At 60.7% G+C, this 26,509-nt stretch carries 27 protein-coding genes; 18 read left to right on the forward strand and 9 right to left on the reverse strand.

Annotation, left to right across the window (positions count from 1 at the left end; all coding sequences use genetic code 11):
- Window positions 1–85: 85 nt before the first annotated feature.
- Window positions 86–1,618 carry an acyl-CoA carboxylase subunit beta gene (locus tag ASB65_RS18390; RefSeq protein WP_060724948.1) on the reverse strand — a complete coding sequence of 511 codons (1,533 nt, stop codon included), beginning with the start codon at window positions 1,616–1,618 and terminating at the stop codon, window positions 86–88.
- Window positions 1,619–1,737: 119 nt separating this feature from the next.
- Between ASB65_RS18390 and ASB65_RS18395 the strand changes: the two genes are divergently transcribed.
- The gene (locus ASB65_RS18395) at window positions 1,738–3,156 is read left to right on the forward strand and encodes a helix-turn-helix domain-containing protein (RefSeq protein WP_060724949.1); all 1,419 of its coding nucleotides are present in this window, start codon (window positions 1,738–1,740) and stop codon (window positions 3,154–3,156) included.
- Between the two features lie 13 nt (window positions 3,157–3,169).
- On the opposite strand, the gene ASB65_RS18400 is transcribed toward ASB65_RS18395, so the two are convergent.
- Entirely contained in the window at window positions 3,170–3,826 is a 657-nt protein-coding gene (locus tag ASB65_RS18400; RefSeq protein ID WP_162266787.1) for a DNA-3-methyladenine glycosylase family protein, read from the reverse strand.
- Between the two features lie 39 nt (window positions 3,827–3,865).
- Here ASB65_RS18400 and gluQRS point away from each other — a divergent pair, with 39 nt between their 5' ends.
- A complete protein-coding gene (gene gluQRS / locus ASB65_RS18405; RefSeq protein ID WP_065695114.1) occupies window positions 3,866–4,765 on the forward strand; it encodes a tRNA glutamyl-Q(34) synthetase GluQRS in 900 nt (299 codons plus the stop codon).
- Here gluQRS and ASB65_RS18410 read toward each other — a convergent pair.
- Window positions 4,733–5,650 (reverse strand): YihY/virulence factor BrkB family protein, encoded by a 918-nt coding sequence (locus tag ASB65_RS18410; RefSeq protein ID WP_031234460.1) that lies wholly within the window; start codon window positions 5,648–5,650, stop codon window positions 4,733–4,735. The genes gluQRS and ASB65_RS18410 overlap by 33 nt on opposite strands.
- Before the next feature lie 180 nt (window positions 5,651–5,830).
- On the opposite strand from ASB65_RS18410, the gene ASB65_RS18415 reads away from it, so the two are divergent.
- From ASB65_RS18415 to ASB65_RS18445, 7 genes are all read left to right on the forward strand, one after another.
- Window positions 5,831–6,664: an SDR family oxidoreductase gene (locus ASB65_RS18415; protein WP_060724951.1), complete on the forward strand. Its 834-nt coding sequence runs from the start codon at window positions 5,831–5,833 to the stop codon at window positions 6,662–6,664.
- A gap of 16 nt (window positions 6,665–6,680) precedes the next feature.
- Entirely contained in the window at window positions 6,681–6,878 is a 198-nt protein-coding gene (locus ASB65_RS18420) for a twin transmembrane helix small protein (protein WP_004445622.1), read from the forward strand.
- A 1-nt stretch (window position 6,879) separates the two neighbouring features.
- Complete coding sequence (locus tag ASB65_RS18425) at window positions 6,880–7,458, forward strand: cob(I)yrinic acid a,c-diamide adenosyltransferase (protein WP_020812917.1); 579 nt, start codon at window positions 6,880–6,882, stop codon at window positions 7,456–7,458.
- Window positions 7,459–7,490: 32 nt separating this feature from the next.
- Window positions 7,491–8,264, forward strand: a complete 774-nt coding sequence (locus tag ASB65_RS18430) for a rhomboid family intramembrane serine protease (protein WP_060724952.1) — start codon at window positions 7,491–7,493, stop codon at window positions 8,262–8,264.
- 184 nt (window positions 8,265–8,448) lie between these two features.
- Complete coding sequence (locus tag ASB65_RS18435; RefSeq protein ID WP_060724953.1) at window positions 8,449–9,195, forward strand: electron transfer flavoprotein subunit beta/FixA family protein; 747 nt, start codon at window positions 8,449–8,451, stop codon at window positions 9,193–9,195.
- A 25-nt stretch (window positions 9,196–9,220) separates the two neighbouring features.
- On the forward strand, window positions 9,221–10,150 hold the full coding sequence (locus tag ASB65_RS18440; RefSeq protein ID WP_060724954.1) for an electron transfer flavoprotein subunit alpha/FixB family protein: 930 nt from the start codon (window positions 9,221–9,223) through the stop codon (window positions 10,148–10,150).
- A 116-nt stretch (window positions 10,151–10,266) separates the two neighbouring features.
- Window positions 10,267–11,148 carry a 3-hydroxybutyryl-CoA dehydrogenase gene (locus ASB65_RS18445; RefSeq protein WP_003509938.1) on the forward strand — a complete coding sequence of 294 codons (882 nt, stop codon included), beginning with the start codon at window positions 10,267–10,269 and terminating at the stop codon, window positions 11,146–11,148.
- Window positions 11,149–11,185: 37 nt separating this feature from the next.
- On the opposite strand, the gene ASB65_RS18450 is transcribed toward ASB65_RS18445, so the two are convergent.
- Together ASB65_RS18450 and tlpA are read right to left on the reverse strand one after the other, a co-directional pair.
- A complete protein-coding gene (locus ASB65_RS18450) occupies window positions 11,186–12,433 on the reverse strand; it encodes an MgtC/SapB family protein (protein ID WP_060724955.1) in 1,248 nt (415 codons plus the stop codon).
- 133 nt (window positions 12,434–12,566) lie between these two features.
- Entirely contained in the window at window positions 12,567–13,235 is a 669-nt protein-coding gene (gene tlpA / locus ASB65_RS18455; protein WP_003509934.1) for a thiol:disulfide interchange protein TlpA, read from the reverse strand.
- A gap of 22 nt (window positions 13,236–13,257) precedes the next feature.
- Between tlpA and argH the strand changes: the two genes are divergently transcribed.
- The 4 genes from argH to ASB65_RS18475 all read left to right on the forward strand — a co-directional run bounded on the left by argH (window position 13,258) and on the right by ASB65_RS18475 (window position 19,116).
- Window positions 13,258–14,658: an argininosuccinate lyase gene (gene argH / locus ASB65_RS18460; protein ID WP_060724956.1), complete on the forward strand. Its 1,401-nt coding sequence runs from the start codon at window positions 13,258–13,260 to the stop codon at window positions 14,656–14,658.
- 94 nt (window positions 14,659–14,752) lie between these two features.
- Window positions 14,753–14,956 (forward strand): LPS translocon maturation chaperone LptM, encoded by a 204-nt coding sequence (lptM, locus tag ASB65_RS18465; protein ID WP_060724957.1) that lies wholly within the window; start codon window positions 14,753–14,755, stop codon window positions 14,954–14,956.
- Window positions 14,957–14,969: 13 nt separating this feature from the next.
- Window positions 14,970–16,238, forward strand: a complete 1,269-nt coding sequence (gene lysA / locus ASB65_RS18470; protein ID WP_060724958.1) for a diaminopimelate decarboxylase — start codon at window positions 14,970–14,972, stop codon at window positions 16,236–16,238.
- A 178-nt stretch (window positions 16,239–16,416) separates the two neighbouring features.
- Window positions 16,417–19,116: a TIGR02302 family protein gene (locus tag ASB65_RS18475; protein ID WP_060724959.1), complete on the forward strand. Its 2,700-nt coding sequence runs from the start codon at window positions 16,417–16,419 to the stop codon at window positions 19,114–19,116.
- Window positions 19,117–19,379: 263 nt separating this feature from the next.
- Here ASB65_RS18475 and ASB65_RS18480 read toward each other — a convergent pair whose 3' ends face one another.
- The 3 genes from ASB65_RS18480 to ASB65_RS18490 form a co-directional block, all read right to left on the reverse strand.
- A complete protein-coding gene (locus tag ASB65_RS18480; protein WP_003509924.1) occupies window positions 19,380–19,739 on the reverse strand; it encodes a response regulator in 360 nt (119 codons plus the stop codon).
- A 142-nt stretch (window positions 19,740–19,881) separates the two neighbouring features.
- The gene (gene hpt / locus ASB65_RS18485) at window positions 19,882–20,424 is read right to left on the reverse strand and encodes a hypoxanthine phosphoribosyltransferase (RefSeq protein ID WP_003509922.1); all 543 of its coding nucleotides are present in this window, start codon (window positions 20,422–20,424) and stop codon (window positions 19,882–19,884) included.
- A gap of 68 nt (window positions 20,425–20,492) precedes the next feature.
- A complete protein-coding gene (locus ASB65_RS18490; protein ID WP_060724960.1) occupies window positions 20,493–21,164 on the reverse strand; it encodes a DUF3426 domain-containing protein in 672 nt (223 codons plus the stop codon).
- Window positions 21,165–21,363: 199 nt separating this feature from the next.
- On the opposite strand from ASB65_RS18490, the gene ftsE reads away from it, so the two are divergent.
- From ftsE to ASB65_RS18510, 4 genes are all read left to right on the forward strand, one after another.
- Entirely contained in the window at window positions 21,364–22,023 is a 660-nt protein-coding gene (gene ftsE / locus ASB65_RS18495) for a cell division ATP-binding protein FtsE (RefSeq protein WP_003497447.1), read from the forward strand.
- Window positions 22,016–23,023 carry a cell division protein FtsX gene (locus tag ASB65_RS18500; protein ID WP_060724961.1) on the forward strand — a complete coding sequence of 336 codons (1,008 nt, stop codon included), beginning with the start codon at window positions 22,016–22,018 and terminating at the stop codon, window positions 23,021–23,023. Before ftsE ends, ASB65_RS18500 begins: the two co-directional genes overlap by 8 nt.
- Window positions 23,024–23,150: 127 nt before the next feature.
- Window positions 23,151–23,867 carry a YdcF family protein gene (locus ASB65_RS18505; RefSeq protein ID WP_003509916.1) on the forward strand — a complete coding sequence of 239 codons (717 nt, stop codon included), beginning with the start codon at window positions 23,151–23,153 and terminating at the stop codon, window positions 23,865–23,867.
- 113 nt (window positions 23,868–23,980) lie between these two features.
- Window positions 23,981–24,778, forward strand: a complete 798-nt coding sequence (locus ASB65_RS18510; RefSeq protein WP_003509902.1) for a lysophospholipid acyltransferase family protein — start codon at window positions 23,981–23,983, stop codon at window positions 24,776–24,778.
- On the opposite strand, the gene ASB65_RS18515 is transcribed toward ASB65_RS18510, so the two are convergent.
- Complete coding sequence (locus tag ASB65_RS18515; protein ID WP_060724962.1) at window positions 24,751–25,302, reverse strand: gamma-glutamylcyclotransferase; 552 nt, start codon at window positions 25,300–25,302, stop codon at window positions 24,751–24,753. The genes ASB65_RS18510 and ASB65_RS18515 overlap by 28 nt on opposite strands.
- Before the next feature lie 49 nt (window positions 25,303–25,351).
- Here ASB65_RS18515 and ASB65_RS18520 point away from each other — a divergent pair, with 49 nt between their 5' ends.
- Window positions 25,352–26,353, forward strand: coding sequence for a DUF2125 domain-containing protein (locus ASB65_RS18520; protein WP_003509897.1), 1,002 nt, complete (start codon window positions 25,352–25,354; stop codon window positions 26,351–26,353).
- Window positions 26,354–26,509: the final 156 nt, after the last annotated feature.

Here is a 26,509-nt window from a genome sequence, read left to right on the forward strand (position 1 = left end):
CGTTTCGGGAGGACATCCGGAAATCCGGGCGCCTGAACATCCATATAGTAAGGTGGCCGAAGCATTTTTCCAGCCCTGCAGCAAATCAGAGCGGAATGGTGTCGTGTTTCTTCCAGCGGGTTTCGACGCTCTTGTTGCGCAGCGACGCGAAGGCGCGGGCGATGCGGCGGCGTGAGGAATGCGGCATGATGACCTCATCGATGAAACCGCGTTCCGCCGCCACGAAGGGATTGGCGAAACGCTCCTCATATTCTTTCGTGCGCGCGGCAATCTTCTCGGGATCGGAAAGCTCGGAACGATAGAGGATTTCCGCCGCTCCTTTTGCTCCCATGACAGCGATTTCCGCCGTCGGCCAGGCGTAGTTCACATCCGCGCCGATATGTTTGGAGGCCATCACGTCATAAGCGCCGCCATAGGCCTTGCGCGTAATCAGCGTCACCATCGGCACCGTGGCCTCCGAATAGGCGAAGAGAAGTTTTGCGCCGTGCTTGATGACGCCGCCATATTCCTGCGCCGTACCCGGCAGGAAGCCCGGCACATCCACCAGCGTCAGCAGCGGAATGTTGAAGGCATCGCAGAAGCGCACGAAGCGGGCGGCCTTGCGCGAGGCGTCGATATCGAGGCAGCCGGCCAGCACCATCGGCTGGTTGGCGACAACCCCCACCGTCTGGCCTTCAAGGCGGATGAAGCCGGTGATAATGTTGCGGGCAAAGGCTTCCTGCAGTTCGAAGAAGTCTCCCTCATCCGCCAGCGCGTGGATCAGTTCCTTCATGTCGTAGGGTTTGTTGGAACTGTCGGGGATCAGCGTATCGAGACGTGCTTCCAGCCGCGCCGGATCGTCATGAAACGGCCGGACAGGCGGTTTTTCGCGGTTGTTGAGCGGCAGGAAATCGAACAGCAGCCGCACATGTTCCAGCGTCTCGATGTCGTTTTCATAAGCGCCGTCAGCGACGGAGGATTTTCTCGTATGGGTGGAGGCCCCGCCAAGCTCTTCCGCTGTGACGATCTCGTTCGTCACGGTCTTCACCACATCCGGCCCGGTCACGAACATGTAGGAGGTATCGCGCACCATGAAGATGAAATCGGTCATGGCAGGCGAATAGACAGCACCACCCGCACAAGGCCCCATGATAACTGATATCTGCGGCACGACGCCGGAGGCGACGACATTGCGCTTGAACACATCGGCATAACCGCCGAGCGAGGCCACACCCTCCTGGATACGCGCACCGCCGGAATCGTTCAGCCCGATCACCGGCGCACCATTGCGCACCGCCATATCCATGATCTTGCAGATCTTCTGCGCATGGGTTTCCGACAGCGAACCGCCGAGCACGGTGAAATCCTGCGAGAAAACATAGACCTGCCGGCCATTGATGGTGCCCCAGCCGGTGACGACGCCGTCACCTGCAATCTTCTGGTCCGCCATGCCGAAATCCACCGCCCGGTGGGTGACGTACATGTCGTATTCTTCGAAGGAACCTTCATCCAAGAGCACGTCGATACGCTCGCGCGCCGTCAGCTTGCCCTTGGCGTGTTGCGCCTCAATGCGCTTGACGCCGCCGCCGAGCCGCGCCTCTTCCCGCCGCGTTTCCAACTGCTCCAGAATGCCGGGCATGTTTCCTCCATGCGTTGTCATTACGATCCATAGCCCAGAAAATAGTCTGCCAGAAGCCTTGATCGTGCGCGTATGCGTGCCATAAATATTTGCAATATTTAATTTTGCAAAGTTGCAATATGGCGACGGAAAAACTCTTCATCGGCCGCAAGGTGCGCGGCCTTCGCGAAAACGCCCGCGCCACGCAGGCGCAATTTGCCGAGCGGCTGGGCATCTCCGCGAGCTACCTGAACCAGATCGAGAACAATCAACGCCCGGTTTCGGCCAGCGTTCTGGTGACGCTGGTGGAAAAATTCCAGCTCGACATGGCGGAACTGGCGACGGGCGAAAGCGACCGGCTGGTTTCCGCCGTGCGTGAGGCACTGAAAGATCCGCTCTTCATGAACTACGAACCGGGCCTTCAGGAACTGAAACTGATCGCCCAGAACGCGCCGGGTTTTGCCCATGCGCTGCTGCGCGCCCATCAGGCCTATCGCCAGAACAGCGAGCAGCTGGTGCAGCTGGATGACCGGCTGGGCCGCGGAACCGCGCAGGTGGAAAGAACCCCCTATGAGGAGGTGCGCGATTTCTTCCACTTCGTCGACAATTACGTCGCCGAGATCGACCTTCTGGCCGAAGAGCTGGCGGAAGAACTGGAGATAGAAGGCGGCGAGACCTACGGCATTCTGGCCGCGCAACTGCGCAACCGTTACGGCATCCATATCACAAGAACGGAGGCGGCAGGCGGGTTGATCCGGCACTTCGACCCCACCGGCAAAACGCTCGCTCTCAGCTCCTACATGGCCGCGCCGACCCGCTGTTTTCAGCTTGCATTGCAGATCGCCCAGCTTCACGCCGGCGCGACGGTGGACAGAGTGCTGGCCGGTGCCGGATTCCGCAATGTGGAAGCGGCGGAAATCTGTCGTATCGGATTGCATAATTATTTCGCCGCAGCCCTCATCCTGCCCTATGGCCGATTTCATCGGGCGGCTCAGGAACTGCGTCACGATCTGGAGCTTCTCGCCGTGCGCTTCGGCGCGAGCCTTGAGCAGGTTGCCCACAGGCTGAGCACCTTGCAGCGCCCGGGCATGAAGGGCGTGCCGATCTTTTTCGCCAAGATCGACCGCGCCGGCAACATTACCAAACGCCACAGCGCCACGCGGCTGCAATTTGCCCGTTTCGGAGCGGCCTGTCCGCTTTGGAATATCCATCAGGCTTTCGAAAGCTCCGACAGGATCGTGCGGCAGCTGGCGGAAACGCCTGACGGTGTGCGCTATCTTTCCATCGCCACGCAAATCGAGAAAGCTGGCGCGGGTTTCAATACGGAAAGACCACGTTACGCCATCGCGCTTGGCTGCGAAATTTCCCATGCACAGAATTTCGTTTATGCCGATACGCTCGATCTCGGCAATGCGGCCTCCTTCAAGCCGATCGGCATTTCCTGTCGGGTCTGCGAAAGGGTGGACTGCGTGCAGCGCGCCGTGCCGCCGTTGAAACGCAAGCTGCATTTCGATCATCTTTCGCGCGGAGCCCTGCCCTACAGGATCGCCGACTTCTAGCGCCGCGGGAGTATCAGGGTAAAGGCACCATGGCGCGCCGCATGATATTGGCGTAGTAGCCCCAGAAAAGCCGCGCGGCCACGGAGCGCCAAGGCGACCAGAGTGCCGCACGCTCCGCCAGCCATTTCGCTTCCGGCCTCACCTCCAGATCAAGCGCGTGAGCCACCGCCGATCTCAGCGCCACATCGCCGACCGGGAAAATATCCGGATGCCCGCCGCAGAACATCAGATAGACCTCCGCCGTCCACGGGCCGATACCACGAAGCGCAACCAGTTCGGAAAGGGCGGCAGCGGCTTCCTTGCGCACCACGCCATCAAGATCGATCTGCCCTTCCGTGACGGCGCGCGCCAGCCCTTCCAGCGTCGTCGCCTTGGCCCGGGAAAGGCCGAAGCCAGCGCGCAATTCCTCGGGTGCGCCGAGATAATTTTCCGCCGTGACCACGCCGCCGGTGCCGGTAAGGATACGCGCCCATATGGCGTTGGCGCTGGCGCGCGACACCATCTGCGACACGACGATATGGGCAAGGCCGGCAAAGCCGGGCTCGTGAATGCGCAGCTCCAGCGGACCGGCTTTTTCGATAATGAGGCTGAGAGCCGGATCGAGGTGGGCAAGATGCTCCAGCCCTTCGCTGATGTCATCCATCCCGGTAATGATTTTCATATCCGTCATTCCATATGCCGCCAGCCGGCTGGTGGGGCGCTTTAAAACATGGCAGAAGAAACCATGCCTTCGCCTTTCCGTCAAAAACCGGTTTACCGCTTTGCGCCAAGCCCCAACGGCCTGCTGCATCTCGGCCACGCGCTTTCCGCCTTCCTGAACCATGACATGGCGCAGGACAATGGCGGCCGCTTTCTGCTGCGCATCGAGGATATCGACCAGACGCGCTGCACGCCGGAGCTGGAGCAGGCGATCCATGATGATCTCGGCTGGCTGGGACTTTCCTGGGAAGAACCGGTGCGGCGGCAATCGGAACATTTCGATGAGTATCGCGCGGCGCTGGACAGGCTGATCGACGCGGGCCTCGCCTATCCGGCTTTTCTCAGCCGTGGGGAAACAAAGGCCATCGTTCGCACTTTTGAGGCAGAAGGAAGGCTCTGGCCACGCGATCCTGATGGTGCGCCACTTTACCCGGCCTTAGATCGGGAGAGGCCAAAGGCTGAGCGGGAGGCGCTGCTCGCCTCCGGCCGTCCGCACGCCTGGCGGCTCGATATGGAAAAGGCGATCTGCGCCGCCGGCATCCCCCTGTACTGGCAGGAGAGCGGCGACGGCGGGCCCCGGCGGATCGAGGCCCTTCCCGCGCTCTGGGGCGATGTGGTGCTGTCGCGTTCCGACGCGCCTTCAAGTTATCATCTCTCCGTTGTGGTTGATGATGCGCTGCAGGGCATCACCCATGTGGTGCGCGGCATGGATCTCTTCCACGCAACCGCCATCCACCGGCTGCTGCAGCACCTGCTGGACCTGCCGCAACCCAACTATCATCATCACCGGCTTATTTTGGGCGCAGACGGGCGAAAGCTTTCGAAAAGCGAAGGCAGTACCGGCCTTTCCGCCCTGCGGGCGGAAGGGGTGACGCCGTCAGATATCCGCCGGCTTGTCGGTCTCCTCTAGCGCCCGCTCCCGGCGCGCGCCGCTGCCGCCGATATTGCGGCGGATGATCTGCCGCACCTTGTATTTCATGAGCGCGGCATTGACCTCCGCACCGAGCATGAAGATGACGCCGACCATATAAAGAAACACCAGAACCACCATGACGGAGGCAAGACCGGCATAGGTGGCGGCATAATTGGCAAAGGTGGAGAGATAATAGGCAAAGATCGCCGCGCCGATGACCCAGAAGATCATCGTCAAGAGAATGCCCGGCCAGACATCCCAGATACGGCGCTTGCCGGCGGGCAGCCAAAGATGCGCGGCCACCAGCCCCGCCGTCAGAACCACGATGGTGCCGTAAAGACCAAGGCTGGAGATGGTGTTCAGCACATCCGTCAGCCACGGGAACCGCTGCTCGGCAAAAGAGGTGGCGACCGGCACGGCAACAAGGACGATACTGATGCCGGCAAAGACGACCACGGCGATCAGCACATAAAGCAGGCTGAGCAGGCGGGTGACATACCACCATCGCGTTTCGGTGACACGATAGGCGCGGTTGAGTGAAATTCGGAGCGCCTCGACGCCATTGGAGGCAAAATAGGCGGCGGCCAGCACCGAAATCGTCAGCAGCCCGCCGCGCGGAATGGTCAGCACCTGCTGCACCTGCGCCGCCAGCGGCCCGGCAATCGCCTCAGGCCAGGTGTCGAAAATCAGATGCACCGCCGTTTCGGAAAACTGGTCAGCGCCGAGAAAACCGGCAAGCGCCGTACCGAAGATCAGAAAGGGGAACAGCGCCAGCAGGATGGAAAGCGCCATATGGCTCGCCATCGCCCAGCCGTCATCCTCGGCGAAATGGGAATAGGCATCGAAGGCAACCTTGCCTGCCAGGCGCACTGCGGCAACCATGTCACCTCCATTCATCGGCATTTCATTTGTAACTTCGTCCCGAATATGGGAAATCAGCTTCGCTTTGTACAGCGCGCAAGCCCGGCTTTCGGTTCCGTCACTGAGAAGGATTTTGCGCAATGCGTTTTCCATGGGCCGGTCAAACGGGCCAGAGCAATAGTCGGTTTCCCGGAGCGGCAGATGTCTGAAAAGCCCGTCATCATCATTACCGGATGTTCCTCGGGCATTGGCGCTTATTGCGCCGGCGCGCTCCACCGGGACGGCTGGCGGGTTTTCGCCACCGTGCGCCGCATCGCCGACATGGCCGCACTTGAAAATCAGGGCATCGAAACCCTGATCATGGATTACACCAAGCCCGAAACCATCGCCGCGCTGGTGGATACCGTCGCCGCCCGAACCGGCGGCCGCATCGATGCGCTTTTCAACAATGGCGCTTATGGCCAGCCGGGCGCGGTGGAGGACCTGCCTGTCGAAGCGCTGAGAGCCCAGTTCGAAACCAATGTCTTCGGCTGGCACGATCTGACACGGCGGGTCATTCCCTTCATGCGCGCCCGGGGCGCCGGCCGCGTCGTGCATTGCTCCTCCCTTCTCGGCCCCGTGCCCTATCGTTATCGCGGCGCTTACACCGCTTCGAAATTCGCGCTTGAGGGGCTGGGCGTCACCTTGCGGATGGAGCTTCAGGGCAGCGGCATCCATGTGAGCCTGATCGAACCCGGTCCCATCACCTCGAAATTCACCGCGACGGCGCTTGCCCATATCAACGAGCATATCGATCTCGAAAATTCGGCCCATGCGGCGGAATATAAACGCCAGCTGGCGCGCATGGATGGCTCCGGTCCCGTCAACCGTCACAAGCTTGGCCCCGATGCGGTTTATGCCGTGCTGAAACACGCCCTGACGGCGGCAAAACCGAAGCCGCATTATCCCGTCACGGTGCCAGCCAAACAGGGGCTTATCCTGAAACGGCTCTTGCCTGCCGGACTTTTCTATCGTCTGCTGCGCAGATTCGATTGAGGAGGAGTAATACCGCATGTCCGGCTTCACCACCGTTCTGGCCCTTATCGTCATGGGCCTCGTCGTCATCGTGCTGATACGCGGCCTCTTCAACATGCTGAAGGGGCAGGATGCCAACCGGTCCAACAAGCTGATGCAGCTTCGCCTTCTCCTGCAGGCCATCGCCATCGCGCTGATCATGCTTACCCTCTGGCTCACCGGCGGTGGCCGCTGACATGGTGAAACTGAACAAGATCTACACCCGCACCGGCGACAAAGGCACGACCGCGCTGGTTTCCGGCCCGCGCCGGCTGAAGCACGATCTTCGCGTCGAGGCCTATGGCACGGTGGACGAGACCAATTCGGCCATCGGCGTCGCGCGACTGCATACGGGCGGGCTGGAACGGCTGGATGCCATGCTCTTTCGCATCCAGAACGATCTGTTCGATCTCGGCGCCGATCTCGCCACACCTGATAGTGGAGAGCCGCTTTCTTACGAGCCCCTGCGTATCGTCGAAAGCCAGGTCACACGGCTGGAAAATGAAATCGACGAACTCAATGCCGCCCTCGAACCGCTGACCTCTTTCGTGCTGCCGGGCGGCAGCGCGGCAGCGGCCAATCTGCACCTGGCGCGCACCGTCTGCCGCCGGGCGGAAAGGCTGATGGTGGAGCTTTCCGTTTCCGAGAATGAGATCGTCAGCCCGGCGGCGCTGAAATATGCCAATCGCCTGTCCGATTTCCTGTTCGTCGCGGCCCGTTTCGCCAATGATGCCGGCAAGGCAGACATATTGTGGGTTCCGGGCAAGAACCGCTAGATCGCGTCACTTGCGCAAATGAAGGACGTTCCATGTTCATACCGCTGCACGATGCGAACTCCCTCAAACATATCCGGCTGCAATATGTCACCATCGGCCTGATCGTGGTCAATGTGCTGGTCTGGCTGTTTACCGGCGTGCTTGCCAGCGATACCGAGGCCAATGCCGCAGCGCTCGGCCTTGGCTTCATTCCGGCCGTCGTGTTCGATTATGCTTATCTGGAACCGGCCCTGCAGGTGGTGCCCGACGATCTGACCGTTGTCACTTACGCATTCCTGCATCTCGATTTCTGGCATCTGGCCGGCAACATGCTGTTTCTCTGGGTCTTCGGCGACAATGTCGAGGACGCGCTTGGCCATTTCCGTTTCCTGATCTTCTATCTTGCCTGCGCCATTGTCGGCGCGCTGTTTCACGGCGTCGTCTCACCCACGTCGGAAGGACCGCTGATCGGCGCTTCGGGTGCGGTTTCCGGCGTGGTCGCGGCCTATTTCCTGCTGCATCCCAGGGTGCGCGTCTGGGTGCTGGTTCTCATGCGCATTCCGCTTCCCCTGCCCGCCTTCATTCCGCTGGCTCTGTGGATTGGCCAGCAGTTCCTGATGCTGGCGCTGGGGCTCGAGGAAAACGTCTCCTGGGGCGCCCATGTCGGCGGCATAATAGCAGGCGCGATCCTGGTGGTTTTCATGCGCAGGCGAGGCGTGCCCCTGTTTGACCGCACCATTGTTGCGCCGAGGGCGGCGCAGTTCAAGAATACGTCGCAAACGGCAGGGTTGTCGCAAATCGAACGGGGCTATGACGGGGGTAGATGAGACCCTGCGTGAGAGATAGAGTATTTACGTTAACGTCAACGTAAGATATGCCTTACGTGCATGTGATAATGAAGATTGCTCCGTTGTATTTGCGGGAAAAATGCTTATCCATGTCGCCAACCTGTTTTTGGAGGTCCGCGCGGTCAACTGGCCAAAGCGGACAGGAGTTTGAGGAAAGCCGCCGATGAAAATCCTTGTCCCCGTTAAACGAGTCGTCGATTACAACGTGAAGATCCGCGTGAAAGCGGATGGTTCTGGCGTTGAGCTTGCCAATGTGAAAATGTCGATGAACCCGTTCGACGAAATCTCGGTGGAAGAGGCCCTTCGCCTGAAGGAAGCCGGCAAGGCCGAAGAGGTTGTGGTCGTCTCCATCGGCCCGGCCAAGGCGGAAGAAACGCTGCGCACCGCGCTCGCCATGGGCGCCGACCGCGCCATCCTGATCGAGACCGACGAAACGGTTGAGCCGCTCGCCGTCGCCAAGCTGCTGAAGGGTGTCGCTGAGGCTGAACAGCCCGGTCTCGTCATCGTCGGCAAGCAGGCGATCGATGACGACAGCAACCAGACAGGCCAGATGCTGGCCGCCCTTCTCGGCTGGGGCCAGGGCACGTTTGCCTCCAAGGTCGTACCGTCAGACGGCAAGGTCGCGGTCACCCGTGAAGTCGATGGCGGTTTGCAGACGATCGAACTGAAACTTCCCGCCGTCGTCACCACCGATCTTCGTCTCAATGAGCCGCGTTACGCCTCGCTGCCGAACATCATGAAGGCGAAAAAGAAGCCGCTTGACAAAAAGTCGCCGGCCGATTTCGGCGTCGACGTTTCGCCGCGCCTGAAGGTGCTGAAGACCGAAGAGCCGGCAGGCCGCAAGGCCGGCATCAAGGTTGGCTCGGTTGCCGAGCTGGTCGAAAAGCTCAAAGCCGACGGCGTCCTCTAAGGTTTCGGAAAAGGGAGATATTCTTATGGCCATTCTTCTTCTGGCAGAACACGACAACGCAACCCTTTCCGACCTGACGGCGAAGACGCTGACGGCGGCAACGCAGATTGGCGGCGACGTCCATGTGCTGGTTGCCGGCGCCAATGCCAAGGGCGCTGCCGACGCTGCCGCGAAACTCTCCGGTGTGTCCAAGGTGCTGCTTGCCGAAGACGCATCCTATGCCAACGCGCTCGCCGAGCCGCTGGCGGCGCTGGTTGTTTCGCTCAGCCCCTCCTATGACGTCATCATCGCCCCGGCGACGGCATCCGCCAAGAACGTGACGCCGCGCGTTGCGGCCCTTCTCGACGTTGCCCAGGTCTCGGAAATCATCGAAGTCGTCAGCCCTGATACTTTCAAGCGCCCGATCTATGCCGGAAACGCCATCCAGACGGTGCAGGCAACCGACGCCAAGAAGGTCATCACCGTGCGTCCGACCGCCTTTGCGGCAGCGGCAGAAGGCGGTTCGGCAGCGGTCGAAACCATCGGCGCGGCCGCAAACCCCGGCCTTTCCAGCTTCGTTTCCGATGCCCTGGCGTCGTCCGACCGTCCGGAACTGACCTCTGCGAAGATCATCATCTCGGGCGGCCGTGCGCTTGGTTCTTCCGAGAAGTTCAAGGAAGTCATCCTTCCCGTCGCCGACAAGCTCGGTGCAGCCGTTGGTGCATCGCGCGCAGCCGTCGATGCCGGTTATGCGCCGAACGACTGGCAGGTGGGCCAGACCGGTAAGGTGGTTGCCCCGCAGCTTTACATCGCCGCCGGCATTTCGGGCGCCATCCAGCATCTGGCCGGCATGAAGGACTCGAAGGTTATCGTCGCCATCAACAAGGATGAAGAAGCGCCGATCTTCCAGGTTGCGGATTACGGCCTCGTCGCCGATCTGTTCGAAGCCTTGCCGGAACTCGAAAAATCGCTGTAATTTAAGCATAAATTGGAGGCGGCGCGTTTTTTAAACGCGCCGCCTTCTCTTTTTCGGCGATATGCGTAACATCGCCGGCAATAACGCAGACAAAATCCCTGAGAGGAGACCAACCTATGACCGCCCCCTTTAAAAACATCGGTGTCATCGGAGCCGGTCAGATGGGATGCGGCATTGCACATGTCTCCGCCATCGCCGGTTACAGGGTCCATATCTACGATCTTTCCAAGGAAGGCATCGAGGCCGGTCTCGCCACGATCAACGGCAATCTCGCCCGCCAGGTCACCAACGGCAAGCTTTCGGACGACGCCCGCAAGCAGGCGCTGGCGCTGATCAGCGGATCGACTGATATCAATGATCTGGCAGCCATGGATCTCGTCATTGAGGCCGCGACGGAAAATGAAGAGATCAAGCGCAAGATTTATGCGCAGGTCTGCCCGGTCCTGAAGCCCGAAGCGCTGCTCGCCACCAATACGTCTTCGCTCTCCATCACTCGCCTTGCATCCGCCACCGATCGGCCCGAGCAGTTCATGGGCATCCACTTCATGAATCCGGTGCCGGTCATGAAGCTGGTGGAACTGGTGCGTGGCATTGCCACCAATGAAAAGACTTTCGACGCGGCCAAGGATTATGTGCGGACGCTGGAAAAGGCGATCACCGTCGCCGAGGATTTCCCAGCCTTCATCGTCAACCGCATCCTGCTGCCGATGATCAACGAGGCGATCTACACGCTTTATGAAGGCGTCGGCTCCGTCGAAGCCATCGATACCGCCATGCGGCTTGGCGCCAACCACCCGATGGGACCGCTGCAGCTTGCCGATTTCATCGGTCTCGACACCTGTTTGTCGATCATGCAGGTGCTGCATGATGGCCTCTCCGACAGCAAATACCGCCCATGCCCGTTGCTGGTCAAATATGTCGAGGCCGGCTGGCTCGGCCGCAAGTCCGGCCGCGGATTCTACGACTATCGCGGCGAGACGCCGGTCCCCACGCGCTGAGCCCGGACCAATATCGTCTCTGCCTTCGGCTAAACTCTCAGGCAATCAGCAGGTAAGTGACCGCGCCAGCGCCAGCGGCGAGGACGGATGCGGCCGTGAGCAACCCGCAATAAACGAGCGTTCCGGAAACGGCAGCGACGAATACGCGGCCTACCGCGTTGGCGGCGAGAGCGGCGAGAATTGCGCTCGCCACGATATCAGGCGAAAGATTCTGCGCGTTGGCTCGCAACGCACTGAGAACGGCGACATCGGCATCGAATATGGCCGACAAAGCCGTGAGGGCGATGAAACCACCCGTGCCGATCCAGACGAGAAGAACGGCATTCAGCGTTCGCGTTGCAGCAAAGAGCGCGGCGAAGATGGCAAGGGGCACCAAGTCGAACGGATTTTTTGCGTCGATTTCCTGTCCGGGCTGCGTGTCCTGCAGCCTTATGAGGCCGGCGCCGCTCAATCCGAGAACCAGTGCAGCGGTCAGCGTTGCCGGTGCGATGAGGGAAAACGTCGTCAGCGAGAGGGCGAGGACGATAGCGAGAACCCGAAGCAGCGATACAGCCGCGGCCAGCGCCGCCACACCCGCAAGAGGCCAGACGTTTTCGCCGCTTTTCGCCTTCTGCCCGAAGCTGGCGGTTACGGCGGTCGATGAAACCAGAGCCCCCGCCAGCCCGGTCACCAGCAGGCCGCGGGTTGAGCCGAGCAACCGCACGGCAATATAGCCGCAATAGGAAATCGTGGCGCTGAGCACGGTGAACAGCCATATTTCCCAGGGGTTGAAACCGCCCCACGGATCGATTGTCCGGTTTGGAAGGATCGACAGGCCGACGGCGGTCATCACTGCAAGCACCAGTGCGGAGCGCAGCTCGATCCATGTCAGCCGTTTCAGCAGACGGTGGAGAACTTCCCTGCCCGCAAGCAATGCCGCAAGGGCCGCGCCACCAGCAGCCGCCGCCTGATATTGCTCCGTTACCGCAAGCCCGCCGAGGGCAAAGACGCAGAGCGCCGCAACCACGCCGGTGACACTGAAATCATTGTCATGGCGCGCCTCACGCAGCTTGAACCACGAAAAACTGAATGCGAAACCCAAAAAACCCGCCGCAAAGGCGAAGGCATTGCCCTGCTCATCGGCCAAGATGCCGAAGATGCCACCGAGCAAGCCGGCAATGCCATAGGTCCTGATCCCGGCGGTACGGCTGCCCGCCGGCGCATCACGCTCCCGCCAGCCGCGCTCAAGGCCGACGAGCAGGCCGATGGCAAGGGCAAGACCAAGCCGGGGGATAAGCAACTCCATGTCGGCACCTATTCCATGGCGGAAGCAGGATCATTATACGGGGCGGACGCTGGCTTGTCTGCACCGGCCCATCCTGGACAGGCCTGTCTTGAGGGCGGTTGCGGCTCTCAACTCATGGATCCAGCCACCGGCATCATTTTCCCGTCGCGGCGGTCACCAGCGCCTTGGCATCCTCGCTGTCCCACGCCGCCGGGCCGTTCATGGCCGCGAGCAGGCAGCCATTTTCATCCAGCAGCAGGGTGGCCGGCAGGCCAAAAGCGAGGCCTTCCTTTTTCAAAACGTTGAAGACGCCCATGGAACTGTCGCGGTAGTGTTTCAGGGCGTCGATCTTGTATTCATCCATGAAGGCTTTCGGTTTTTCATCCGCGCCGACATCGATATTGACGGCAACGACCTCAAAATTCTCGCCGCCCTTTTCCTTCTCCAGCGCGTTCAGAGCCGGCATCTCTTCCCGGCAGGGCACGCACCATGTGGCCCAGAGGTTGAGAAGGACCGCCTTGCCCTTGAGGTCGGCAAGCGTCATGTCCTTAGCCTCCGGTCCCTTGAAGGACAGCGGGATGACGCGCGGCTTGTCCGCCGCCGACATGGCCGCCACCTGCCCTTTCAGAAACGGCTTCAGCGAAGCGATGCGGTTTGCCGCACCTTCACATAAACCGCCCTCGGCCACCGCTGCCCCTTGAACCGGGCTCTCAGACCCAATATGCCTGAACCAGACCGCGCCAGCACCGGCGAGCACACCGGCCACGGCAGCAATTGCAACCAATTTGGCGGAAGGAAGCCTGAACGGCCTTTTTTCTGTCATCGAATACTCCAGGGCACTTAACATGGCTGACGGCACAGATCAGAAATCCTCCAACCAGATGTGGGGCGGACGTTTCGCTTCCGGGCCATCTGCCATCATGGAAGAGATAAATGCCTCCATCGGCTTCGACAAGAAGCTTTACGCCCAGGATATCCGCGGCTCTATGGCGCATGCCGCCATGCTGGCGGAAAAAGGCATTATTTCGCAGGAAGATAAAGACAAGATCGTTCACGGCCTGAACACGATCCTGTCAGAGATTAAGGCCGGCACCTTCGAATTCTCGCGCAAGCTCGAAGATATTCACATGAACATCGAGGCGCGGCTTGCCACCCTCATCGGCACGGCGGCCGGCCGTCTGCACACCGCCCGCTCGCGCAATGATCAGGTGGCGCTCGATTTCCGCCTGTGGGTCAAGGAAGAATTGCAGAAGACGGAGAGCATGCTGACCGCGCTCATCGCCGCCTTCCTCGATCGCGCCGAAGAAAATGCCGATACGGTCATGCCCGGCTTCACCCATCTGCAGACAGCCCAGCCCGTCACCTTCGGCCATCATTGCATGGCCTATGTGGAAATGTTCGGCCGTGACCGCGCCCGCGTGCGCCACGCCATCGAGCATCTGGATGAAAGCCCGATCGGTGCTGCCGCTCTTGCCGGCACCGGCTACCCCATTGACCGCCACATGACGGCGAAGGCGCTCGGCTTCCGCGAGCCGACCCGCAATTCCATCGACACCGTCTCCGACCGCGATTTCGCGCTGGAATTCCTGTCGATCGCCTCGATCTGCGCCACGCATCTGTCGCGTCTCGCCGAAGAAATCGTTATCTGGTCGACGCCGCAATTCGGCTTCATCCGCCTGTCGGACGCTTTTTCCACCGGCTCGTCGATCATGCCGCAGAAGAAGAACCCTGACGCAGCCGAACTGGTGCGCGCCAAGACCGGCCGCATCAACGGCTCGCTGGTAGCGCTTCTGACTGTTATGAAGGGCCTGCCGCTCGCCTATTCCAAGGACATGCAGGAGGACAAGGAACAGGTTTTCGACGCCGCCGAAAGCCTGGAACTGGCGATTGCCGCCATGACCGGCATGATCCGCGACCTCGAAGTGCGCAAGGACCGCATGCGTGCGGCGGCGGGATCTGGTTATTCCACCGCCACCGATCTCGCCGACTGGCTGGTGCGCGAGGCGGGCCTGCCCTTCCGCGATGCCCACCATGTGACCGGCAATGCCGTGGCGCTGGCGGAAAAGAAGGGCTGCGATCTGGCCGATCTTTCGCTCGAGGAGCTGCAGGCAATTCATCCTGCCATCACCAGCGGCGTTTTCGACGTTCTTTCGGTCGAAGCATCGGTTGCCAGCCGCGTGAGCTTCGGCGGCACGGCCCCTTCGGAAGTGCGAAAGCAGATCGCCTGGTGGCGTGGACGCAACTGATAAATCTGCGTTACGCTGCGATCACAAGAAACAGGGTGCACAAGCGCCCTGTTTTTCGTTATCAGAGAGGCACATATTTCCTTTGGACAGGCTCATGCTTTCAAAAACCGCGCGCAAAATCATCGTTCCCATCGGCATGACGCTCGCCGTCAGCCTTGCTCTCAGCGCCTGTGGGCGAAAGGGCGATATCGATCCACCGAGCACGCCGGTCGAAATGCGCAACAAACGCAATGCCGACGGAACGGAAACGAAACCGGCAACGGCGGAACGTCCTTTCATCCTCGACAAGCTTCTCTGACGGATAAAAGCCCGTGAACCATTTTGGCTATATCGACGGCGTGTTGCACGCCGAAAACGTGCCCGTGCCTGAGATCGCCAAGGCGGTGGGCACGCCCTTCTACGTCTATTCGACCGCGACGCTGGAGCGCCACTACAAGGTGTTCTCAGGCGCTTTTGCCGATGTGGACGCCATGGTCTGTTACGCCATGAAGGCCAATTCCAATCAGGCGGTGCTGAAGACGCTGGCGAAGCTCGGCGCGGGCATCGACGTCGTCTCCGGTGGCGAATTGCGCCGCGCGCTTGCAGCCGGCGTGCCGGCAAGCCGCATCATGTTTTCCGGCGTCGGCAAGACCGTGGCGGAAATGGATTACGCGCTGGATGCCGGCATCTACTGCTTCAACATCGAATCCGAGCCGGAGCTGGAAGTCCTCAACCTGCGCGCCGTCAAGGCCGGCAAAAGGGCGCATGTCTCCTTCCGCATCAATCCTGACGTGGATGCGCGCACCCACGCCAAGATTTCCACCGGCAAGAAAGAAAACAAGTTCGGCATCTCCTATGAACGCGCCCGCGCGGTCTATGCCCATGCCGCCACTTTGCCCGGTATCGAAGTCACCGGCATAGATATGCACATCGGCAGCCAGATTACCGAATTGCAGCCTTTCGAGGATGCCTTCCGGTTGCTGCGTGAACTGGTCGAGGCGCTGCGCACCGACGGACACACGATCAGCCATGTCGACATCGGCGGCGGTCTCGGCATTCCCTACCGCGACGACAACAACCCGCCGCCGCTGCCCGATGCCTATGCGCATATCGTCAAGAATGAACTGAAAAGCCTCAACTGTAAGATCATCACCGAACCGGGACGCCTGATTGTCGGCAATGCTGGTATTCTGGTGACTGAGGTGATCTATGTGAAGGATGGCGGCGAGAAGACCTTCGTGATCGTTGACGGCGCGATGAACGACCTCATCCGCCCGACGCTTTACGAGGCCTATCACGGCATTCGCCCGGTCGCGCAGCCCGCTGTAGACGCGCCGCGTATCAAGGCCGATATCGTCGGCCCCGTCTGCGAAACCGGTGACTATCTGGCGCTGGACCGCGAGATGGCCGCACCGCAGCCGGGCGATCTCATCGCCGTCAGCTCCGCCGGCGCCTATGGCGCGGTGCAGGCCGGCACGTATAATTCGCGCCTGCTGGTGCCGGAAGTGCTGGTGAAGGGTGACAAGTTCCACGTCATCCGCCCGCGCGGCACCTATGAAGAGCTGATCGCTCTCGATTCCGTACCCGTCTGGCTCGATTGATTTCGCCTGTCGCACCGCGGACCGATCACAATCAAGCGAAGTTGCCTAAAAAATGGGGGTGAGCATCCGCTTGCCCTCGTCTTCGCCACAAAGAATGTTATCCTTGCCCCTCAGGATACAAGCAGCTCGCCGTTCCGGGAATGGCGTTTGACGTGGCCAGAACCGGGAGAACGGATTGATGACCACAACCGGAGAGGACAGGACAGGCAGAAAGCGCCCGACCGGCGCATTCGCGCAGCGGCCGGACCTTGCCCGTCTGGTTGCCGCCAAGCGCTTCTTCGCGAAAATCGTGCTGCTCTGCGAGAAAATCGCACCTAAAACCCTGTGGCCGCTCTCCATCGCCGCCGTGTTTCTGGCGCTCGCCTGGTTCGGCCTTTACCGACACATGCCGGATTTCCTACGGCTTGGCATCGTTTTTGTGCTGGTTTTCAGTTTTATCGCCACGCTTCTGCCGATCCTCAGGCTGAAATGGCCGACGGATAATGATGCGTCGCGCCTCCTAGAGGATCGGAACGGTCTCGCGCACCAGCCAGTCGGCGTGCAGGAAGACGAACCTGCCTTTGACACACCATTTTCCCGCACACTCTGGAAAGAACACCAGATTCGCATGGCGGAGCGCATCGCCGCGCTCAATGCCGGCCTGCCGAAACCCGATATCGCCCGTTATGACCGGCTGGCGCTGCGCGCCATTCCGGCACTGCTTCTGGTCACTGCTTTCGGTTTTTCCTATTCCAACGGCGCGGGCACCGTTGCCGATGCTTTCCGCAGCCGGCCGGTCGTCGGTCCGCTCAATCCGGATATTCGTCTCGATGCCTGGGTCACGCCGCCCGCTTATACCGGCCGCGCACCGATTTTCCTGACCGGGCGTGACGCAACCAACCGCGACGCGGTTTCCGTGCCGCAATCCTCCAAGCTGACGATCCGCATGACCGGCGGCGATGGCGGCGAGGAGGTGACCTTCGAACCGGAAATGGCAGGCGCATTGCAGAAGCTTGCACCGGAAGCGGCGCGCGCCGACAGTGCAAGCGGCGAGGTCGCCGTTCAGGCGCCGGTGCGTTCGGCGGATCAGCCCGTCGCGCCGCGCACCTTCGCCATGGATGTCACCGAAAGCGGCATGATTACCGCCAATGGCGAGCAATGGGTCTTCAACGTCATTCCCGACCAGCCGCCCAGCATCGCCTTCGACAACATGCCGCGCCGGGCCGTCAACGGCGCGCTGGAAGTGGGCTTCACGGCCAAAGACGATTACGGCCTGAAGGAAGCCCATGCGATCATCGAGCCGCTTGGCGTAGCGGAAGGCGCAACCGCACTTTACCCGGCGCCGGAATTCAAGCTCGATCTGCCGCGGCACAACAATCGCGAAATCAAGGGCCTGACCAGCCGCAACCTGACCGAACATCCGATGGCGGGCAAGCGCGTGCGCATCACGCTGGTGGCGACCGACGGCGCCGGCCAGACCGGCCGCAGCCCCGCGCATGAAATGGTGCTGCCGGGCCGTAACTTCTCCGAACCGCTGGCGGCCTCCATCGCCGAACAGCGGCAGATTTTCTCACTGGACACGCGCCAGATGCCGAAGGCCATCGCCTATAACGAGGCGGTAGGCCTGCGCCCGGAAGAGACCATTCCCAACACCACGCATTATCTCCTGCTGCAATCGGCGCAGACCCGCATGCGGCTCGCCTATAATGAGGAGATGCTGAAGGATACGGCTGATTACCTCTGGGAAATTGCGCTCGGCATCGAGGATGGCGATCTTTCGCAGGCCGAAAAACGCCTGCGCGATGCGCAGACTGCGCTTTCGGAAGCGTTGCAGCGAAATGCCTCTGACGAAGAGGTCGCCAAGCTGATGCAGGAACTGCGGGAAGCGATGCAGCAATTCATGAACGAGCTTGCGCAGCGCATGCAGAACGCGCCGCAAGCCAACATGAACCAGCAGGCGCAAAACGTTCTGCGGCAGCGCGATCTGGAAAACATGATGAACCAGATCGAGAACCTCGCCCGCTCCGGCAACCGTGACGCAGCGCAGGAAATGCTGTCGCAGCTGCAGCGCATGATGAACAATCTGCAGGCAGGCAGGCCGCAGCGTCAGGGCCAGCAGGGGCAGCAACAGAGCAGCAAGATGCGCCAGCAGATCGACAAGCTGGGCGAAATCCTGCAGCAGCAGCAGAAGCTGATGGACGAGACCTTCAAGCTCGATCAGGCGCTGCGCGACCGCATGCAGCGCGGCGACCCGCAGCAGGGCGGCGAAAGCCAAGACGAGCAGCAGATGGGTGAAAACGGCCAGCAGCCTCAAGAGGGTCAGCAGGGCCAACAGGGCGAAAATGGCCAGCAGGGTGGGCAGCAGCAGTCTGACCAGATGACTGCGGAACAATTGCGCGAAGCGCTGAAAAACCTGCGGGCGCAGCAGGATGCACTCGGCAAGCAGCTCGGCGAATTGCAGCAGGGTCTTCGTGATCTCGGCATGGAACCGGGCGAAAACTTCGGCAAGGCGCAGCAGGAAATGCAGGGCGCCGGCGAGGCACTGGGCAAGGGCCAGGGCGAACAGGCTGTCGAAGGCCAGGGCAATGCGCTGAACGCGCTGCGACAGGGCGCGCAGGACATGATGGGCCAGATCATGCAGGCCATGCGCCAGCAGGGTCAGCAGCCCGGGCAAGGTCAGGAAGGCATGGCCGGACAGGGCGGCCAGAACGGTCGCGACCCGCTCGGCCGTCCGCGCAGCACCACCGGCCCGGATTTCGGCGATCAGGTGAAGGTGCCTGACGAGATCGACGTTCAGCGTGCCCGCGAAATCCTCGAGGCTATCCGTGAAAAGCTCGGCAACAACCCGCCGGGGGAAATCGAGCGGCGTTATCTGGAGCGGTTGCTGGATATCAAGTGAGGCGCATGCCCGATTTACTCAGTGCGCTCCAGTACAGCCAGTTTTAAAGAGTAAAGTTTCTCGGTCATGCCGGACTTGATCCGGCATCCAGCAGACGCGCGTCTGCGCGGCGAGACGACTCTTTTCAGCCCAAGTCCTTGGGCTGGCTGGATCCCGGCTCAAGGCCGGGATGACGGAAGTGGAATCGGAAAGACCATCGGGTAAGTCTGGTCAACAAAAAAGGCGGCCGACGGCCGCCCTTTTCAAATTTCTATAACCTTCGCTCACGCCGCGAGCGCACGGGCGACAGCCTTGCGGATATCGGGAAGCGCGAAGGGTTTGGAAACCACATCGACAATCTTTTCGGCCAGATCATCAGCGCGTTCGCGCTGTTCGGCATAACCGGTCATCAACAAAATGCGCATGGCTGGGAAGCTTTCGGCGGCGCGGTGCGCCAGCTCGATGCCATCCATGACCGGCATGCGGATATCCGAAAGAAGAAGATCGAAACTGGTTTCCTGGAGCTTCTCCAGCCCCTGCTCGCCGTCTGCCGCCTCATGGGTCTCGTGACCGTCGAGACGCAGGGCGCGGGCGACAAAAGCCCGCAATGCATCCTCATCTTCGGTAATCAGAATCTTCGCCATCAATCATTGCTCCTGGGCATCATTTCCAGCCGTGAGCAACATCGCAGGCTCCTCTTTTCAAGAGGTAAACACCCAGGCTTTGGCTGGGTGAATGGTTAATGAGGCGTCTCCGCCCTGTGCCGTTCCGGCACGGGAGAAGTAGTCAGGCGTCGCCGGTCACGACGCCGACGAAAGGCAGTTCGCGGAAGGCATAGGCCACGTCCATGCCGTAACCCACGACGAAATAATCTGGACATTCGAAACCGACATAATCGGCCTCCAGATCTTCCTTGCGCTTCACCTTCTTGTCGAGCAGCACGGCGATGGTGACGTGGCGCGCGCCGCGCTCATAGAGCAGTTCCTTGGCGAAACGCAGCGTGCGGCCGGATTCCAGAATATCGTCGATCAGGAGCACATCGCGATCCTTCACATCGCTGTCGATATCCTTGACGATCCTGACGCCTTGCGAAACCGTGCCGGTGCCATAGCTCGACAGCGTGATGAATTCGACTTCGGGCGCAAGGCCGCTGTCATGCAGCGCGCGGATAAGATCGGCCGCGAAAATGAACGATCCCTTGAGCACGGCAATGACCAGCAAATCCTTGGTCGGGCCGCTGGCAATGTGCTTGGCCATGTCGCGATTGCGCTCGGCGATCTGCTCGGCGGTATAAAGCGGCTCGATATTTTTTCCACGGACGACGGGCATTCTTACTCCTGTGCTGCGCCTTGCCGATTTTACCTTTCAGTAAAAATAGAAGACAGGCGTTAGCACAGTCAGCGTTCGGACGCACCCGCCTCGACGAAGGAAAGCTTGATCTCTGGCGTTTTTCCACCGGGATGGCGCAGTTTTGCCGAAAAACCGTGACTGAAACCGGGCTGCATCTCTTTCACCGGCGGTTCGATGACCATGCTGGCCACCAGCTGCCCCTTGGCGGCGAAGAGATCGGCGCGAAGGGCCGGCACCTCTTCCAGATTGCCGCCATTGTTTTCCACGATGCCGTTGATGAGCAGAATATCCATGCCGCCCGCTTCCTGCGGGGTCACGGTAACATGGGAAATGGCGAGCGGGCTGACCGGGGCCGCGGCGGCCGTCTTTTCCGGTACTACGACCGAGAGACCACCCGAGCATACGAAGACAAAAATAGCGAGGCCGGCCACCAGTGCCGAATAGGCATCCGCCGAAAGGCGCGACAATCTGCGATCCACCCGGCCGATGAAGGCGAGGCCCAGCATGGGGAGGGTAATGGGCGGCTTTACCGCCTGCCGGCGCGCTGCGCCACGATTGTCATTTCCGGGCTGGCGCGCACGGTTTTCCTTGATGGTGACAAATTCAGCGTCTACCACGTCGCGGTCGGGATTTGCCGCCCGCGCCGAACGGCGCACCGGCGTTTCCGGCATCAGGAGGTCAAAATCGAATGCCGCTTGCCGGCGAGATGAACGGAACATAGCCATAGAATTCCCCGGTCAGGTTTTCCGGCCCGCAAAACTGGGCATTGCAACGAATCCTGCCAAGTTTTAAATTTAATTGGTTAATGCTTCGCAAAAACGGCTCGCACGGGTCACCGGATCCGGGTTAACCCCCGACACCGAACCCAACGCGCCAGCGGCTTGCGAACCACCACGAAACGAAGAGACTGGAAGTCCGTTGATCCATTTCGAAAATGTCGGGTTGCGTTACGGCATGGGACCCGAGATCCTGAGGGATATGACCTTCGACATTCCCAAGGGGTCATTCCAGTTTCTGACCGGCCCGTCGGGCGCAGGCAAGACGACGCTTCTGCGCCTGCTTTTGATGTCGCTGCAGCCGACGCGCGGCAATATCCGCATGTTCAACCGCGATGTATCACGCATCCCGCGCAGCGAGCTGCCGATGCTGCGCCGCCGTGTCGGCATCGTGTTTCAGGATTTCCGGCTGCTGGATCATCTGACGACCTATGAGAATGTCGCCCTGCCGCTGCGTGTGCGCGGCAAGGAAGAGAGTGCCTATCGCAACGACGTGATCGAGCTTCTGAAATGGGTCGGGCTCGGCGAGCGCATCAATGTGCTGCCGGCCATTCTTTCCGGCGGGGAAAAGCAGCGCGCCGCCATTGCCCGCGCGCTGATGGACCAGCCGGAAATATTGCTGGCCGACGAACCGACCGGCAACGTCGATCCGCCCATGGCCAAACGCCTGCTCAACCTCTTCCTGGAGCTCAACCGGCTGGGCACGGCCGTCGTCATCGCCACCCATGATTTTGGCCTGATGGACCAGATCGATGCGCGCCGGATGATCCTCACCGAAGGGCGGCTCGATATCTATGAATGAGATCAACCGCAAACAGCTGAAACCGGAAGCCGCGCAGCCGAAGCGCCCGCCCATGCGCATCCGCCCCATGGCGCCCATCCTGCCGCCCTCCAACATTCAGGGCAATGCGCTGATGGTGGTGATCGCCATCATGGCCTTCCTTGCCTGTCTGACGCTCGGCGCGGTCTCCATGGTGCGCGCCACCGCCGCCACCTGGCAGAGCCAGATTTCCCGCGAGATTACCATTCAGATCAAGCCTGAGGACGGGCTGGACATGAATGCGGCGCTGAACAAGGCGCGTAATCTGGCGCTCACCTTTGTCGGCACGCGGGATGGCACGATCCTCGACGATGCGGCGACATCGCGCCTGCTGGAACCATGGCTCGGCAGCGGTCTCGACCTTTCCGAACTTCCCATTCCGCGTCTCGTCGTCATCACCATCGATGAAAGCAATCCGCCCGATTTCCAGGCCATGCGGGATATGTTGAAAGCGGAAATCCCGCAGGCTTTTCTCGATGATCACCGCACCTGGGTCGACAGGCTGGTCTCCATGGCCAGAACCACCGTCATGATCGGCGTCGGCGTCCTCATCCTCGTTTTCACGGCCATGGTGCTGACGGTGGTGTTCGCCACGCGCGGCGCGCTTTCCGGCAACCGGCATATTGTCGAGGTGCTGCATTTCGTCGGTGCCGAAAGCAGCTTCGTGGCGCGCGAATTCCAGAAGCACTTCCTGAAGATCAGCCTCAAGGGGGCAGCGACAGGCAGCGCACTGGCAGCCGCCGTGTTCCTGGTCGCCGGCTTCTGGCAATCGAGCACGGTCGCCACACCGCAAAGCGATCAGGCAAGCGCGCTTTTTGGCTCGTTTTCGGTCGGACTCGGCGGTTATCTCGGCATCGCCATGACGATGATCATCATCGCGCTTCTCACCACCATCACGGCGCGCATGACCGTTATCCGCACCATCGATGATATTGACCGCGTCCGCTCCGATCCATCGAAAAGTGACGGCCTCGCGTCGTGAGGATACCACCGGACTCCTGCGGTAAAACTGAAACGTCACAGGCCGGATGTAACCTGCAGACGGTGGACAAAAATGCCTGTTCCTTGCCTTAATCGGCGAGTATTCAGGAGGAATGTTTGTGAGTCGGATGGACCAGGATCAGACGACGGCGCGGCCGGCCAGAAAGGGCCTGTTGTCGCGGCGTGGTCCTTTGCGCCGTTTTATTCGCGGCTTCATCCTGCTCTGCGTCGTTCTTCTTGGTGTTTTTTCAGGCGGCTTCCTGTGGTTTGCCGATTCCGTCGCCTCCATGCGCCCGCCGGAAGGGGCGAGAGGCGACGCCATCATTGTGCTCACCGGCGGCTATCAGCGTATCGAACAGGCGGTCGGCCTGCTCAGGGACGGCGTGGGCAAGCGGCTTTTGATATCAGGCGTCAACCCCGCCACCACCCGCTCGCAGATTCGCAAGATGACTCAAGGGTCATCCGACATGTTCTCCTGCTGTGTGGATATGGGCTACAAGGCCATCGACACGATCGGCAACGCCAATGAGGCGGCAAGCTGGATACGTGACCACAACTATTCCTCCATCGTCGTCGTCACCAATAATTATCATATGCATCGCAGCCTGCATGAATTGCGCAGCGCCAGCCCGCAGACGGAATTCATCGCCTATCCCGTCATCAGCGCCGATCTCGCCCGCACCAACTGGTTCGTGGAGCCGGATGTGGTGAGAACCATGCTCTACGAATATCTGAAGTTCGTGGCTGCGGCCGGGCGCGACCTCACCGGCTTCGGCAAGGGCGACGGGCTGCGCAAGGCAGCCGCCGACCACTCCACCCCGAAGGTGGCGACCGCTTCGCCCTGACCCGCGAGAACACCCTTGCTGCGGCCCCTTGTTTTCGTGTAGGCGTCTGGCATCGGCATCCGGCATCGAGGCGCTCAAAGTTTCGGAACGGCTGCATCCCGGGAAGGCTGTTGATGCTCAAGCTGCGCTCTTTTCTTTTCAATACGCTGTTTTATCTCAACCTGATTGTCCGCATGATTGTGCTGACGCCGATCTATTTCATCCTGCCCCGCAAGATCGCATTCGAAATTCCCAAGAATTGGGCGCGGTCCAACCATTGGCTGATGAAAACCATCGTCGGCACCACCTTCGAGATCGAGGGGCTGGAGAACATTCCCGAGACCGGCTGCATCTTTGCGCCGAAGCACCAGTCCTTCTGGGATACCTATGCGCTGCTACCCAATCTGCCGGACCCCGTTTACATTCTGAAGCGGGAGTTGATGTGGATTCCGCTGTTCGGCTGGTATGTGATGAAACAGCGCATGATACCGGTCAACCGCGCCGCACGCGGCAAGGTGATGCTGAAGGTCATGGAGCGGGCGAAAGAGGAAATGGCCGCCGGCCGCGAACTCATCATCTATCCCGAAGGCACGCGCCGCCCGCCGGGCGCCGAGCCCGAATATCGTTACGGCATCGCAAGGCTTTACCGCGATTTGCAGGTGCCGGTCATTCCCGTTGCCATGCATCCCGGCCTGTTCTGGCCGCGCCGTTCAACGATGCGCTATCCCGGCCATTTCAAGGTGCGCATCCTGCCGGCCATCGAGCCGGGGCTGGACCCCGATGTGTTCTTCAAGCGTCTGATCGATGTGACGGAAAAGGCGAGCGACGAATTGCTGCTGGAAACCGTGCGCAACAATCCCCACCTGCCGCTGCCGCCGACTGCCGTAAAGCGGATCGCCGAACTTCAGGGCAAGGAAACCACGGCCGGCTGAGCGGCGAGCGTGCCGACATTTTTGGCAATGCTTTCCAGCAGTGAGTCGCGAATGCCCATCTCCTGCAGATGCTGCACGGTGTTGAAGACATAACCCGTATTCGGCCCGGCCCGGCCCGTTGCCGCCGCGACGAGGGTCGCCGATTCGGCAACGCCGAGACCGCCGATATATTGCTCATGCGCGGGGTCGGCCACATAGGTCACGGCGCTGCCGCGCCTGCCATCTGACAGTGCGATGGAAACCATCCGCTCCTTGTAGACATTGGTCACCAGTTCGCGCTCGCGCAGATAGACCATCACGGGGTCGCGGTCCTGTCCGCGCACGCGGAAGGCGACGCCGAGGCAGGAGCCGCCGCGCTCCAGACCGAGAACGAGACCGGGCTTTTCTTCCGTACCTCTGTAGAAGTTGGAACTGATGCAGAGCGAGCGCCGATAACCGTGCAGCCGCGCCTGCTGCCTCTCCTCGAAGGCAAAGCCGGGGTTCCACATCAACGAACCGTAGCCAAAGACCCAAAAATCGTCCATATCCCAAGCCAAATCAAAATTCCCTGAAGTCTGTTCATCGGAGATCAATATGGCAGCGTCAAGCCAATCCGGCACGGCCAAAAAATTCCTCTGGCTCGCCATCGCCATTGTGGTGGTCATCGGACTTTACACTGCCGGGTGGTTTTATGCCGCCGACAGGCTGAAACAGACGGTGCTGAACGTCATTTCTCCTTCGCAGGCCCGCAGCGTCAGCGGGGAATGCGGCGATATCGCCTTCAAGGGTTATCCCTTCCGCATCGGCCTCTTCTGCTCGAAGGTGACGGTGGATGACAGCCAGAACGGCGTTTCCGCTTCCTTCGGCGAACTTCGCTCGGCGGCGCAGGTCTATAATCCCGGCCATATCGTCTGGGAACTCGATTCGCCCGCGGAAATCCGTTCCGCCCACGGCCTGACGATTTCGGCTGCCTGGAAGAACATGCAGTCCAGCATCGTCACGAAACTGAAGGGCATTGACCGCAGCTCGCTCGTCATCGACGGACTGAAGGCGCAGGCGGTTTCCTCGGTCACCGGCCAGACCATCGATTTTGATGCCGTCAAGACGGAAATGCATCTGCGCCAGAACGGGGCCGATCTCGACGGCGCAATCACGCTCACCGATTCGGCGACCGTCATCAAGGACTGGCCGCAGGTTCTTCCCCGCCTCGATGCCATCGTTGATGTCACGCTCGCGGGCAAGGCAGGCATGGTGGATGGCAGCGACAAGTCGGGTCTCTATGGCGCAAGCGGCGAGCTTCGCCGCCTGGTGGCCGATATTGGCGAGGGCCGCACCATGCGCATCAGCGGCCCCTTCTCTTTCGACAATGAGGGCTATCTCTCCGGCCAGTTCAAGCTTGAGATCGAAAAGCTCGGCTCATGGTCTGATAATGCCAAGCAGGCCTTTCCGCAGCTGCAATCCACCATCGATACGGCCCGCAAGCTGCTCGGCGCGCTCGCCGGAGGTGGTGACCGGGCGTCCGTCGATCTCGTGGTGGACCGCGGCCGCGCCACGGTCAGCGGCTTTATCCCGCTTGGAAAGATTCCGCCGATCTGAGGGATTGATTTATACTCGACGTCATCCTCGGGCTTGACCCGAGGATCCATGCGCGTCGGATCGTGGATCCTCGGGTCAAGCCCGAGGATGACGACGGGGAGGCTTTGGCACTTTGCCGGCGGGCGTTATGGGCCGGATCAAATCCCACCACGACTA

It is taken from the genome of Agrobacterium tumefaciens str. B6 (genome assembly GCF_001541315.1).
In the GTDB taxonomy this organism is placed as follows: Bacteria; Pseudomonadota; Alphaproteobacteria; order Rhizobiales; family Rhizobiaceae; genus Agrobacterium; species Agrobacterium radiobacter.